Source organism: Stenotrophomonas daejeonensis (genome assembly GCF_001431505.1).
In the GTDB taxonomy this organism is placed as follows: Bacteria; Pseudomonadota; Gammaproteobacteria; order Xanthomonadales; family Xanthomonadaceae; genus Stenotrophomonas; species Stenotrophomonas daejeonensis.
The window spans coordinates 1-13,039 of sequence record NZ_LDJP01000029.1 but is presented as its reverse complement, the minus strand read 5'-3'; the positions used below and the strand labels follow the sequence as shown (position 1 = coordinate 13,039).

General features: G+C 68.6%; 14 protein-coding genes. 5 read left to right on the top strand and 9 right to left on the bottom strand.

Annotated elements, in window-relative coordinates; all coding sequences use genetic code 11:
* Positions 1-11 precede the first annotated feature (11 nt).
* The 4 genes from ABB34_RS05410 to ABB34_RS05395 all read right to left on the bottom strand — a co-directional run bounded on the left by ABB34_RS05410 (position 12) and on the right by ABB34_RS05395 (position 3,055).
* Entirely contained in the window at positions 12-596 is a 585-nt protein-coding gene (locus tag ABB34_RS05410) for a TetR/AcrR family transcriptional regulator (protein WP_057640236.1), read from the bottom strand.
* Between the two features lie 133 nt (positions 597-729).
* Positions 730-1,845: a cyclopropane fatty acyl phospholipid synthase gene (gene cfa, locus ABB34_RS05405; RefSeq protein ID WP_057640235.1), complete on the bottom strand. Its 1,116-nt coding sequence runs from the start codon at positions 1,843-1,845 to the stop codon at positions 730-732.
* 18 nt (positions 1,846-1,863) lie between these two features.
* On the bottom strand, positions 1,864-2,700 hold the full coding sequence (locus ABB34_RS05400; protein ID WP_057640234.1) for a DUF3298 and DUF4163 domain-containing protein: 837 nt from the start codon (positions 2,698-2,700) through the stop codon (positions 1,864-1,866).
* A gap of 61 nt (positions 2,701-2,761) precedes the next feature.
* Positions 2,762-3,055, bottom strand: coding sequence for a GNAT family N-acetyltransferase (locus ABB34_RS05395; RefSeq protein WP_057640233.1), 294 nt, complete (start codon positions 3,053-3,055; stop codon positions 2,762-2,764).
* A gap of 200 nt (positions 3,056-3,255) precedes the next feature.
* On the opposite strand from ABB34_RS05395, the gene ABB34_RS15450 reads away from it, so the two are divergent.
* Positions 3,256-3,420 (top strand): hypothetical protein, encoded by a 165-nt coding sequence (locus ABB34_RS15450; protein WP_169788705.1) that lies wholly within the window; start codon positions 3,256-3,258, stop codon positions 3,418-3,420.
* Between the two features lie 100 nt (positions 3,421-3,520).
* On the opposite strand, the gene ABB34_RS05390 is transcribed toward ABB34_RS15450, so the two are convergent.
* Entirely contained in the window at positions 3,521-4,138 is a 618-nt protein-coding gene (locus ABB34_RS05390; RefSeq protein WP_057640232.1) for a rhomboid family intramembrane serine protease, read from the bottom strand.
* A gap of 11 nt (positions 4,139-4,149) precedes the next feature.
* A complete protein-coding gene (locus ABB34_RS05385; RefSeq protein WP_057640231.1) occupies positions 4,150-5,718 on the bottom strand; it encodes a POT-type proton-dependent oligopeptide transporter in 1,569 nt (522 codons plus the stop codon).
* A 158-nt stretch (positions 5,719-5,876) separates the two neighbouring features.
* Here ABB34_RS05385 and ABB34_RS05380 point away from each other — a divergent pair, with 158 nt between their 5' ends.
* Positions 5,877-7,025, top strand: a complete 1,149-nt coding sequence (locus ABB34_RS05380) for a hypothetical protein (RefSeq protein WP_057640230.1) — start codon at positions 5,877-5,879, stop codon at positions 7,023-7,025.
* 129 nt (positions 7,026-7,154) lie between these two features.
* Here the strand turns inward: ABB34_RS05380 and ABB34_RS05375 are convergent, their stop codons facing one another.
* A complete protein-coding gene (locus tag ABB34_RS05375) occupies positions 7,155-7,766 on the bottom strand; it encodes a superoxide dismutase (RefSeq protein ID WP_057640229.1) in 612 nt (203 codons plus the stop codon).
* A 233-nt stretch (positions 7,767-7,999) separates the two neighbouring features.
* On the opposite strand from ABB34_RS05375, the gene ABB34_RS05370 reads away from it, so the two are divergent.
* Positions 8,000-8,461, top strand: a complete 462-nt coding sequence (locus tag ABB34_RS05370) for a guanyl-specific ribonuclease (RefSeq protein WP_057640228.1) — start codon at positions 8,000-8,002, stop codon at positions 8,459-8,461.
* Complete coding sequence (locus tag ABB34_RS05365; protein WP_057640227.1) at positions 8,454-8,882, top strand: barstar family protein; 429 nt, start codon at positions 8,454-8,456, stop codon at positions 8,880-8,882. The genes ABB34_RS05370 and ABB34_RS05365 overlap by 8 nt, the downstream gene beginning before the upstream one ends.
* A 77-nt stretch (positions 8,883-8,959) precedes the next feature.
* On the opposite strand, the gene ABB34_RS05360 is transcribed toward ABB34_RS05365, so the two are convergent.
* Positions 8,960-10,837 (bottom strand): ATP-binding cassette domain-containing protein, encoded by a 1,878-nt coding sequence (locus ABB34_RS05360; protein ID WP_057640226.1) that lies wholly within the window; start codon positions 10,835-10,837, stop codon positions 8,960-8,962.
* 92 nt (positions 10,838-10,929) lie between these two features.
* Entirely contained in the window at positions 10,930-11,829 is a 900-nt protein-coding gene (locus ABB34_RS05355) for a LysR family transcriptional regulator (protein WP_057640225.1), read from the bottom strand.
* A 97-nt stretch (positions 11,830-11,926) separates the two neighbouring features.
* Between ABB34_RS05355 and ABB34_RS05350 the strand changes: the two genes are divergently transcribed.
* Positions 11,927-12,982 carry a YeiH family protein gene (locus ABB34_RS05350; RefSeq protein WP_057640224.1) on the top strand — a complete coding sequence of 352 codons (1,056 nt, stop codon included), beginning with the start codon at positions 11,927-11,929 and terminating at the stop codon, positions 12,980-12,982.
* The last annotated feature ends 57 nt before the right edge of the window (positions 12,983-13,039 follow it).

Genomic DNA, 13,039 nt, shown 5'->3' with positions numbered 1-13,039 from the left:
CATCCATGCGGCTAGCGGGAAACCAGCCGGTCCGTGAGCGGCTGGACGATCCCCGCAAAGACTTCCGGGTCGCCATGCGCGCGGGCCGCCAGCATGGCCCCGTGCACCGCGGCCATGAAGGCCATCGCCTCCGCCTCGGGACTGGCCTGCAGGGAAAAGGCCCCCTGCGAAGCCCCTCCGGCCAGCACGGATGCGAGCCACGCGGCCAGCTCCCGGAAATGGCCCCGGACCTCGTCCGCCACCTGCGGCGGAATGGCCGGCAGCTCGGCAGCCAGCAAGGCGCAGATGCAGAAGGACGACGTACCGTCGCGGATGCACGCCGCCCAATAGCCCGTATACGCGCGAAGCTGCGCCAGCGGATCGGGAAACCGCTGTTCCAGCATCGCCAACCCCAGCCGCGCCTCCTCGCGGTAGCGCGCCACGACCACCTGCACCAGCTCGGCCTTGCTGGGGAAATGGTGGTGGATGCTGGCCTTGCTGATATGCACCGACTCCGAGATGTCGGCGTAGCTGAAGCCGTTGTAGCCACCGCTGGCCAGGAGCGAACGCGCACATGCGGCGATCTCGGCGGCTCTCGGGGAAAGGTCGGTATTCATGCGTGCAATCTACCAACTAGTAGATAAAAGTCCAATCCAGTGGATCATGCCCCATCTGGGGTGCCATCAGACGCGGCGATACCGGCCTTCAAGCGCTCCCGACATTCCACGTGCGCCAAGGAGCGACAGGTCTTCAGCGCGGCGCGACGTAGCCGCCCGGCACGCCCTGCGGCGACAGCACCAGTTGCCACAGCTGCGCGTGGCGGGTACGGAAGCTGGCCATCGAGCCGGCCAGATAGAAGCGCCACATGCGCCGGAAGCGCTCGTCGTAGCGCGGGTCCAGTTGCTCCCATGCCGCTTCCACGTTGTCGCGCCAGGCCTGCAGGGTGCGATCGTAGTCGGTGCCGAAGTTGTGCCAGTCCTCCAGCACGAACAGCTCCTCAATCGCCGTGGCGATCTGCACCGCCGAGGGCAGCATCGAGTTGGGGAAGATGTAGCGGGCGATCCACGGGTCGGTGCGCTCGCGGCTGACGTTGCTGCCGATGCAATGCAGCAGGAACAGGCCGTCATCGCGCAGGCAGCGCCGCGCCACTTCGAAATAGGTGCGGTAGTTCTTGGCGCCGACGTGCTCGAACATGCCCACCGACAGGATCGCGTCGAACGGCTCGTCCAGCTCGCGGTAATCCTGCAGGCGGATCTCCAGCGGCAGGCCGACGCACAACTCGCGCGCGAATTCGGCCTGTTCCTGCGAGATGGTGACGCCCACGCCTTCGATGCCATAACGCTCGGCCGCGTACCTGAGCGCCTCGCCCCAACCGCAGCCGATGTCCAGCACGCGCATGCCCGGGCGCAGGCCGAGCTTGCGGCAGATCAGGTCGAGCTTGGCTTCCTGCGCATCGTCGAGGTCGCCGGCGTCACGCCAGTATCCGCAGCTGTAGACCAGCCGCTTGCCGAGCATGGCGCGGTACAGGTCGTTGCCGAGGTCGTAGTGGCGCCGGCCAACCTCGTAACCGCCCTGCCCGGCCTGCAGGTTGAACAGCTTCGCCTTGAGCGCGTCCCAGACTTCGCCGGCGCCGTGCACGCGCTCGTCCAGCCGCACCGCCAGCAGCCGGGAGAGGAAGGCATCGAGCGAACGCGCCTGCCACCAGCCGTCCATGTAGCTCTCGCCCAGCCCCAGCGAGCCGTCGCCCAGCACCCGCGCGTAAAAGCGCGGGTCGAGGATGTCGATGTCCTGCGGCCGTTCCCCGCCGGGGATGACGTCCGCCTCCTGCAGCAATGCCTCGACGCGTCGTTGCAATCCTGCTTCCATCGCCGGCCCTCCACGCTTCTATGGCTGCGCGAACAACTCCCGGTAATCGGCCGCCACGTGCGGCAGCAGCACCGCCGCCGGCACGTCGACGGTCCGGGTGCCGTCGGAATATGGACCGACCTGGTAGGGCGGGAACACGAAGCGCAGCGCGGCGACATGGCCGGCCGCGTCCATCACCGGCTGGAACTGGGCGAAGTTGGCGGCGTCCGGCGCCGTGCCCTCGTCGATCATCTTCGACAGGTTGCGCACCTGCGCCTGCTGTTCCTCCGGTGTCATATCCTCGCCCTGGGCACGGACCATCGCCTGTTCCAGCAGCTTGTCGCCGGTGTAGTCGCTGATCGCCTTCCAGCCGGCGGGGGAATCGACCAGCGCCTGCGCCGTCAGCATCCGCTCCTGCCGCGGCAACCAGACGAAGCGCGCCACCAGCGGCTGCCCGTGGGCGCCGCCGGTGTAGCTGCTGCCCTCGGCCGCCACCGCGACGACCTGCGGCGTTTCCACCAGCAGGTCGAACGCCAGCGACAGTTCGTAGGGCGCGCGCGGCTGGTCGTTGCCAAGCTCGTCCACCGCCTTGAGCAGCTCGGCCCTGGCCTGGTCGGCATAGGCGCCCAGTTCCTGCGCCAGCCCCGGGTACTTGTTGACCGCCGGCGGGTAGCTGATGCCCACCACGTAGCGGGGATCGTTCTCGATGACGTCGTGCAGCCCGGCCGTGGCCGGCGCCTCGTCGGCGGGCGCGGGCGCAGCTGCCGCATCCGGTGCCGCGGGCGCCGCATCCGGCGCGCCGGCCTGCTGTTTCCCGCAACCGGCCAGCGCCAGCAGCAACATCGCCACGCCCGTGCCTTGTCCCACTCTGTTCATGCCATGTGCTTCCTTGAAAGTGGCGCCGCATCGAACCGGCAGCGCAATCGGCCATACCCGGTTATTCCAACAGGTCCGCATATTCTCCATGACGCTGCATGAAGACCGCGACATAGCTGCATTCGGGCACCACTTTCAGCCCTTCGGCACGGGCATGCGCCAGCGCCGCCCGCACCAGCGCCGCGGCGATGCCGCGCCCGCCGATGGCGTCGGGCACCCGCGTGTGGGTGATGACCATCGCCCCGTCGCGGAGGCGGTATTCGAGCACCGCCCCGTGGCCGTCGAGATCGAGCCGGAAGCGCGATCCGGCCGGGTCGTGGATGACGGGCGGCAGCACGGCATTGGAAGCGGACATGGCAGATTCCCCGGTATGGAACGTGGATTGTGCGGCGCCGGCACCGGCACGGCGTGAAACCCTGACGCGAACGGGCGGCAACGCGCGCCGCCCTGCGTCACTTTCTGACCGGCCCGAGCAGCCGGATCACGATGGCCCGGGCCAATGCAGATGGCATGGCTCTTGCCTGAACAGGCACTGCGTACCACTGGTTTTCCCGCATGCCCGCCCCATTCCACGCACTGCCCTGCCCGCCCGACGACCACGATGCCCTGCTGCTGGAAGGCCTGTTCCAGCTCGCCGTCGCCGGCGACATCGACAGTTGCGAGTTCGAGAAGATCGAGCAGGAAGTGCACGCGCGGCTGCTGGCCGCCTACGCGGCCTGAAACGCGGGGGGCACCTGCAGGAGCGACGTGAGTCGCGATCGGAGCTTTCCCGGCAATGCCGGTCGCGACTTACGTCGCTCCTGCAAAAGCGGCATTCGCCTCAGCGCCCGAAGCGCGGGTGCATCACCTGTTCGAGGAAGGTCTGCAGCACCTGCGGCTCCATGAACAGCATGAACATCACGCCGAACGCGGCACCGGCCAGGTGTGCGCTGTGGTTGACGTTGTCGCTGCCCTTCCGGTCCATCCAGATGCTGTAGCCGACGTAGAACACGGCGTAGAGGATCGCCGGCGCGGGAATGAACATCACCAGGATGATCGTCCACGGCGACAGCAGGATGAAGGCGAACAGCACCGCCGACACCGCGCCCGACGCGCCCAGGCTCAGGTAGTTGGGGTTCTTCTGGTTCTTCAGGTAGCTGGGCAGGATCGAGACCGCCAACGCCGCCAGGTAGAACAGCGGATAGGTCAGGAAGCTGCCGGTCTGCCGCATCATCTCCGCTTCGATGCGCCCGCCGAAAAAGAACAGCGTGATCATGTTGAAGGCCAGGTGGCCGATGTCGGCGTGGATGAAGCCGTAGGTCAGCAGCCGGTCGTACTGGCGGTGGCGGTCGATGGCCGGCGGCCACAGCACCAGCCGGTCGGCCAGCTTGCGGTTGTTGAACGCCACCCACGAGACGATGACGGTGAGGGCGACCAGCAGCAGGTTGATGGGGGTCATGGCATGGATTCTCAGGCGGCGCGGTAGTTGTCCACCATCCGGTAGCGCCGCGCGTACAGGCCGAATGCCAGCGCCGCGACGAAGGCGAAGCCGGCGAAGAAGAACATCAGGAACGCGGCCTCGCTGAGCCCGGTGCTGGCGATGCGGTCGGTCACCGCGTGGTTGCGCACCGCCGCGTTGGACAGCAGCACCCACAGGTTGCCGATGGTGGTGGTCAGGTTCCAGAAGCTCATCACCACGCCCTTCATCGACGCCGGCGCCTGGCTGTAGGCGAACTCCAGCCCGGTGGCCGACACCAGCACCTCGCCGAAGGTCAGCAGCGCATACGGCAGCATCTGCCAGAAGATCGACATGGCATTGCCGCCGTCCATCACCACCTGGATGCCACCGACCACGATCCACGCCAGGCCGCTGAAGGCGATGCCGGCGGTCATGCGCCGCAGCGCCGTGGGCTCCCAGCCCAGCCTGCGCAGCGCCGGGTACAGCACCAGGTTGTTGAACGGGATCAGCAGCATCACCAGCAGCGGGTTCAGTGCCTGCATCTGCGAGGCGGTGAACCACGCCGGCATGGTCATCTGCTGGCCCTGCAGCACCCAGGTCGAGGCCTTCTGGTCGAACAGCGAGAAGAACGGCGTGGTCAAGGCGAAGATCACCAGCACCTTGAGCACCGAGCGCACGCCTTCCACCGACGCTTCCGGGTGCACGCCGCGGGCGCGGTCGAGCTGCAGCATGGTGCCGCCGCCGATGCCGGCCAGCACCAGCACCAGCGCGATGCACAGGCAGATCACGATGCCCAGCGACGGCACCAGCAGCAGCGAGGCCAGTGCCGCGACCACGCCGGCCACGGCGATCACCAGGCCGGCGCGCCCCTGCCCCGGCGCGCGCGCCAGCAGCGCGGTGCGCACCACGTTGGCGAACGAATGCGGGTCCTTCGGCGGCAGCGGCACCAGCACGTAGCGCCTGCGGCCCAGCCAGAACACGAAGGTGGCCACGAACATCAGGATGCCGGGGATGCCGAACGCCCACTGCGGGCCGAGGTTCTTCAACGCCAGCGGGATCAGCAGCGAGGCGAACAGCGAGCCGAAGTTGATGATCCAGTAGAACGCGTCGAACACGATCTTGGCCAGGTGCTTGTTCGACTGGTCGAACTGGTCGCCCATGAACGAGGCCACCAGTGGCTTGATGCCGCCGGCGCCCAGCGCGATCAGGCCGAGGCCGAGGAAGAAGCCCTGGCGGCTGTCCTCGAACAGCGCCAGGCAGGCATGGCCGGCGCAGTAGACCAGGCTGAACCACAGGATCGTGCGGTACTTGCCGAAGAAGCGGTCGGCCAGCCAGCCGCCGAGCAGCGGGAAGAAATACACGCCGATCATGAAGCTGTGCATGATGTCCTTGGCCTCGCCGGCACGGCCTTCGGCGGTGACTTCCTGCAGCAGCAGCGAGGTGATCAGGAACTGCACCAGGATGTTGCGCATCCCGTAGAAGCTGAAGCGCTCGCAGGCCTCGTTGCCGATGATGAAGGGAATCTGGCGTGGCATCCGTGCCCTGGGAGTGGCGCTCGCGGCCCCGGCGGTGTTCGTCATCTGCTGGCGATCCTGTCGTGCAAAGGGTGCAAGCCTAACGCATCGGGCCGGGTCGCCGCCCCTGTCGAAGCGCCCATTGCAATGGCCGCGGCGGGCGCGCATTGGCCGCCGGCCACGGCTCGGCTACAGTCGCGCCACGCCCCTCCGGAGTCGCACGGATGCCTCGCCTGCTGCCGCTGCTGTCGCTTCTCGTCCTGTGCCTGTCCGGCTGCAAGCCGCCTTCCGGGGCATCCACCGATGCTGCCGCCGCGGTGCCGGCCGATGCCGGGGCACGGGGTGGCACTGCGGCCATCGCGCCGCCCGCGGAGGCCCCCGTTGCCGAGGATGCCGCCACGCCGCTGTCGATGACCGCCGACGGTAGTTACCAGCCACCGGCAAGCCCGGCGGAAGCCGCCGGCGATACCCGGCCCTTCGCGTTCTCTGCGCATCCGGCGCCAGCGCCACTCGATGCCTGCGGTTTCGACGGGCTGGCCATTCCCCACGGCACCAAGGTCTATGCCGCCGGCGCGTATTCCGGCCGCAAGCTGGCCTTCCAGATCGACGACAGCGGCCACGAGGCCACGCTGATGGAGGTGGCGGTCAACCAGCCGCAGGCCCCCGTGATCCTGATGCTCGGCGCCTACGAGCCGACGGTATGGAGCATCGGCTGGAGCCAGGGCACCACGCTGGTAGCGGTGTTCGTCAGCGGGTATCACAAGCAGGTGGTCACCGGCCTGCCGGCGACGGTACCGGTGCTGGTCAGCACCTACGACAATCGCGGCAGCTGTGGTTCCAACTACGTGAGCCCGGAGCGGGCCGAGCGGCTCAACCCGATGGCACGGCGCCTGTTCGGGCAGCCGGTGGACATGCTCCATCCCGCCCGCGACGGCAAGGTGGTGGTGGGCGATGCACTGTCCCCGGGTACGCAGTTGCAGACCCGCCGCGACGCGCCGGGCGTGGAGAGCTTCCGCCTGCCCGATTCGCAGCTGGCCGGCCCGGCGGCGTTGCAGCATGCGGTAGCCCAAGGCGTGCTGCGTCCGGCCACGCTGGCCGACGTGCAGGCATGGAACACGGGCATGGCCGCGCAACGCGCGCAGCAGGACATCCCGCCCATCGCCGGTGGCGCACCACCCGCGCAGCGCGGCCTGCCGCACAATGGCTACGTGGTGCTCAAGCCGTTCCGTTTCCCCGCCGGCCTGTACGGCGCCAATTCAGCCACGTTCTATGTCCCGAAGGGGGTGCCCAACCCCACCGGGACGCCCGGCCATTCCACCGTCTACGACTTCAACACGCTCCAGTGCAGCGGCGTCGGTTGCCGCCGCGACTGAGCGATACCGTCGGAGCGATACCGTCGGGAGCACGCGCAACGGATTCCGGAAACGGCAACGGCCGGGCGACGATGCCCGGCCGTTGTCTGCAGCCACCTCCGGCAAGCCCCGCATGGCGGGGCCGCACGGTCAGGCGATGGCTTCCTGGTAGCGGCGCTCGACCTCGTTCCAGTCGACCACGTTGAAGAACGCGCCGATGTATTCCGGGCGGCGGTTCTGGTACTTCAGGTAGTAGGCGTGTTCCCACACGTCCAGCGCCAGGATCGGGGTGTTGCCGTCCATCAGCGGGCTGTCCTGGTTGGCCGAGGATTCCACGACCACCTTCTTGTCCGGGGTCACGCTCAGCCACGCCCAGCCCGAGCCGAAGCGGGTCAGCGCGGCCTTGGTGAAGGCTTCCTTGAACTTGTCGAAACCGCCCAGCTGCGCGTCGATGGCCTTGGCCACCTCGCCGACCGGCGCACCGCCGCCGTTGGGCGACATCACCGTCCAGAACAGGCTGTGGTTGGCATGGCCGCCACCGTTGTTGCGCACCGGGCCCTGCAGGTTCTCCGGCAGCGACTTGGTCTTCTTCACCAGTTCCTCGACCGGCAGGTCGGCGTACTCGGTGCCTTCCAGCGCGGCGTTGACGTTGTTGATGTAGGTCTGGTGGTGCTTGGAGTGATGGATTTCCATCGTGGCCGCGTCGATGTGCGGTTCGAGGGCGTCGTACGCGTAGGGCAGCTTGGGCAGGGTGTAGGCCATGAGGAATCTCCTGGGGGTTTTCGTCCGGCGACGGCCGGGCGTTGCACCTCCAATGGTAGGGACGAAGCCTCCACATACCAAGGGCGATGGCGGGAAAAACACTGTCCCGCGAACCCATCGGGCCGTGGCTTCGCGTCGTTGTTATTCCAGCGTGAACCCTGCCGTGAACCCGTCGTTCAAACATCGCCGCGCGCAGGCGCGATAATCCGGCATCCCCCGCAAGTTCCATCGCCATGCGCAAGCCCCTGCTCCTGTTCGTCGCCCTGTTCCTGCTCGTGGCAGGCCTGTGGGGCATGCGCGAACTGCAACGCCCGGCCACGCCACAGTTCGCCCCCGCGCTGGACGCCGGCGCCGCAGCGCAGGTCGAACAGGCGCCGGCGGCGGCTCCCGCAGGTGATGCGCTGCCGGCCTTCCTGCCGCGCGAAGCACGCGACACCATCGCCCTGATCCAGCGCGGCGGTCCGTTCCCGCACCGGCAGGATGGCAGCGTATTCGGTAACCGCGAGCAGCGCCTGCCGCAGCGCCCGCGCGGCCATTACCGCGAATACACCGTGGACACGCCCGGCCTTTCGCACCGCGGCGCACGCCGCATCGTCACCGGCGGCGACCCGCCCGACGCCTGGTACTACACCGACGACCACTACGAGAGCTTCCGCAGCTTCCACGTGCCGGCCAACGGAGAGCGCCATGAGTGACAGCGGTTTCGACATGGGGCTGGAAGACGCGGCGCAGGCCGGCGTCTATGCGGTGGGCCACGGCGACCTCGGCGGGCTGGCCGCGGCCGCCCGCGATGCCGGCCTGAAGGTGTTGCGCGTCGATCTTGAAGCCTGCACCGACAAGCGCACCCTGCTGCTGCGCATCGCCACCCAGCTGGACTTCCCGGCCGGCCTCGGCCGCAACTGGGATGCGCTGTCCGACGCGCTGCGCGACCTGTCGTGGTTGCCGGCCAACGGCTATGCGCTGCTGTTCGGTGAGGCCGGGGACCTGCGCCGGGGCAACCGTGGCGATTTCGACATGCTGCTGGACGTATTGGCCGAAGCGACAGCCAACTGGGCCGAAGACGGTGTGCCGTTCTGGGCCTTCCTGGAATTGCCCGACGACATGATGGAAGCGTAGGTACGGGGCTTGCCCCGTACGCGCGTTGTCACGGCAAAGCCCCTGCGGGGCAAGCCCCGCAGCTACTGCCGTAGCTTTCAGCCGTCCAGCTCTTCCCAACGGGCGTAGGCGGCATCCAGCTCGGCCTGTGCCTTCGCCAGTTGCTGGGTATGGGCGGTGACTTCGGCGCTGGAGCGGGTATAGAACGCCGGGTCGTTCATCGCGCTGGTCAGGCCTTCCACGTCCAGTTCCAGCTTCTCGATCTTCACCGGCAGCTGTTCCAGCTCGCGCGCGTCCTTGTAGCTGAGCTTGCGTTTGGCCGCGGCGGGTTGCGGTTCGGCGGCGGGCGCGGCGACCGGCTTTTCCGGCGCCTTCGCCGCAACCTCCTGCGCCACCTGCGGGCGCTGCCGCAGCCAGTCGCTGTAGCCGCCGATGTACTCGCCCACCCTGCCCTCGCCCTCCATCACCAGCGTGGAGGTGACCACGTTGTCGAGGAAGTCGCGGTCGTGGCTGACCAGCAGCAATGTTCCGGTGTAGTCGCCGAGCAGTTCTTCGAGCAGTTCCAGCGTTTCCACGTCGAGGTCGTTGGTCGGTTCGTCCATCACCAGCAGGTTGGACGGCTGCGCGAACAGCTTGGCCAGCAGCAGGCGGTTGCGCTCGCCGCCGGACAGACGGGTGATCGGCGCGCGCGCGCGTTCGGGGGTGAACAGGAAATCCTGCAGGTAGGCATGCACGTGCTTGCGCTTGCCGTTGAGGTCGATGAAATCCGCGCCTTCGGCGACGTTCTCGATCGCACTCCAGTCCTCGCGCAGGGTGGCGCGGTACTGGTCGAAGTAGGCGATCTGCAGGTTGGTGCCCTGGCGCACCTCGCCGCTGTCCGGCTGCAGTTCGCCCAGCAGCAGTTTCAGCAGCGTGGTCTTGCCGCTGCCGTTGGGGCCGACCAGGCCGATGCGGTCGCCGCGCAGGATGGTGGTTTCGAAATCCCTGACCATCACCCGCTCGCCGAAGGCAAAGGAGATGTTCCTGATGTCGATCACCTTCTTGCCGGAATTCTCCGCACCGGCCGCTTCCAGCCGCACGTTGCCGCCCAGCTCGCGGCGCTGGCTGCGTTCGTTGCGCATCGCCTTGAGCCGGCGCACGCGGCCTTCGTCGCGGGTGCGGCGGGCCTTGATGCCCTGCCGGATCCACACTTCCTCCTGCGCCAGCAGCTTGTCGAAGCGCGCGTTCTCCTGCGCCTGCGCGTTGAGCCGCTCCTCGCGGCGGCGCTCGTAGTTGGCCCAGTCGCCGGGCCAGCTGGTGACCTGCCCGCGGTCGATCTCGACGATGCGGGTGGCCAGCGCACGCAGGAAGCGGCGGTCGTGGGTGACGAACACCACGCAGCCGCTCCAGCCTTTCAGGAAGCCTTCCAGCCAGTCGATGGCCTCGATGTCGAGGTGGTTGGTCGGCTCGTCCAGCAACAGCACGTCCGGCCCGGCCACCAGCGCACGCGCCAGCAGCACGCGGCGCTTCATGCCGCCGGACAGGCGGCCGAACTCGGCATCGCCATCGAGCTCCAGCTTGGTCAGGGTCTCGGCCACGCGCTGGTCCAGCGCCCAGCCGTCGGCGGCATCGATCCTGGCCTGCACCTTGCCCATCGCGTCGCCGTCGAACACCTCGGCATGGCTCAGGCGGTGGAACTCGGCCAACCAGTGGCCCAGTTCGCCCAGACCATCGGCGACCACGTCGAACACGCTGCCGGCGGCGCCATGCGGCACTTCCTGCTCCAGCCGGGCCACGCGCACGCCCTGCTGCACGCGCACCTCGCCGTCGTCGGGCTTCAGTTCGCCGGCCATCAGCTTCATCAGGGTGGATTTGCCGGCGCCGTTGCGGCCGATCAGGGCGATGCGCTCGCCCGCGTCGATCGACAGTTCGGTTTTTTCCAGCAACAACGGGCCGCCGACGCTGTAGTCGACGTTCTGCAAGGTAATCAGGGGCATCCGCGCATTGTACGGGCTGCGCGCAGGTCGGGGTCACGTCCCCGACGGGGCTTGCCACGGAATGCATGAAGCGCCGGGGACGCTGCCCCGGCCTACGCAAGGACGTCCGGCCGCAATGCCAGCAACTGCCGCAGGCTGACCGGCACGCGCTTGCCGGGGTGGCGCACCACCCACAGCTGGCGCCGCAGCGGCGGCAAGGGCGTGGCCAGCACCTGCAGCCTGCCGAGCGCGACGAGGTCGGCCACCGCATGCCGCGACAGGCAGGCCAGCCCCAGCCCGGCCACCGCGCCCTGCTTGATCGCCTCGGTGCCGCCCAGTTGCAGCACCTCGGCAAAGCCGTGCAGGTGCGGCAGCAAGGCCTGCTCGGCGGCCTCGCGGGTGCCGGAACCGGGTTCGCGCAGCAGCCAGCACGCCCGTTGCAGCTGCGCCATGTCGACACCGGCGCGCAGTTCGGCCGCATGCCGGTGACCCTCGCCGAACACGACCAGCAATTCGTCCTGCTGCCATGCCGCCACGTCCAGCCCCGGCGCATGGCACGGGCCTTCGATCAGGCCGATGTCCACCTCCAGCCGCTGCACCGCGGCCACCACCTCGCGGGTGTTGCCGATCACCAGATCAACGTGGGCCTGCCCGTTGCGCTGCTGCAAGCCGGCGATGCGCGCCGGCATCAGGTAGTTGCCGATGGTGGTGCTGGCCCCCACCCGCCAATGCACCGGCGCGCGCAGTTCATCGGTGGTGCGGAAACGGCGCTCGATGTCGACCATGCCGGCCAGCAGCGTGCGCGCCTCCGGCAGCAGCGCCTGCCCGTGGCCGTTGAGCACCAGCCGGCGGCCGATGCGGTCGAACAGTGCCAGCCCCAGCAGGTTTTCCAGTTCGCTCAGCGCGGCGCTTACCGCCGATTGCGACAGGCCGATGGCCTCGCCGGCCGCGGTGGTGGTGCCTGCCTCGGCAATGGCCGAGAAGATCTGCAATTGGCGCAGCGACAGGTACACGATTTACCCATTAAACAGATTGAATGCAGAAATATTATCCGTTTTACCAATAAAACAACCGGGATCAGCATGGGCCACCTTCTGATTACCCGTCGTCATGAACACTGTCACACAAGGGCTGGACCGCCCCGCATCGCCCCGCCTGCCCGGCCTGTTGCTGGCCGCCGCCATCGCCGGGCTGTCGGCCTGGCTGGGCAATCTGCCGCCGTTGCAGGCGCATGGCATCGGCACGCTGACGCTGGCGATCGCGCTCGGCATCGCCGCCGGCAATGCCTTCCCCGACGCGCTCTCTTCCCGCGCCAGCGCAGGCGTGGACTTCGCCAAGGGCACCCTGCTGCGCGCCGGCATCGTCCTCTATGGCCTGCGCCTGACCCTGCAGGACGTCGCCCAGGTCGGCCTCCGCGGCGTGCTGGTCGACGCGCTGGTGCTGTGCTCGACGTTCGCCCTGGCATGCTGGCTGGGCTGCCGCGTACTGAAGCTGGAGCGCGGCACCGCCCTGCTGATCGGCGCCGGCAGCTCCATCTGCGGGGCCGCCGCGGTGATGGCGACCGCGCCGGTGGTCAAGGGCCGGGCCGAGCAGGCGGCCGTTGCCGTGGCCACCGTGGTGGTGTTCGGCACGCTGGCGATGTTCGCCTACCCGCTGCTGTACCGGTGGGGCGTGGGCGCCGGCTGGATGCCGCTGGACGAGGCCGGCTTCGGCGTGTTCACCGGCGCCACCGTGCACGAAGTGGCGCAGGTGGTGGCCGCCGGCCGGGCGATCGGCCCGCAGGCCGCCGATGCCGCGGTGATCGCCAAACTGGTGCGGGTGATGATGCTGGCGCCCTTCCTGCTGGGCCTGTCGCTGCTGCTGGCACGCGGGCGGAAGACGGTCGATGGCCCGCGTCCGGCAATCACCGTCCCGTGGTTTGCCTTCGGCTTCATCGGCATGGTCGCGTTCAACTCGCTGCGGTTGCTGCCGGCGCCGCTGGTCGAAGCGCTGGTCGGGCTGGACACCGCGCTGCTGGCGATGGCGATGGCGGCGCTGGGCCTGACCACGCGGGCCTCGGCCCTGCGCCGCGCCGGCCCGCGGCCGATGCTGCTGGCGGCGCTGCTGTTCGCGTGGCTGCTGGGTGGCGGGATGCTGATCAACCTGGCCATCCACGCCCTCCCGTAGGAGCGACGCGAGTCGCGACCGGGCTTCCTCGGGAAAGCCCCGGTCGCGACTCGCGTC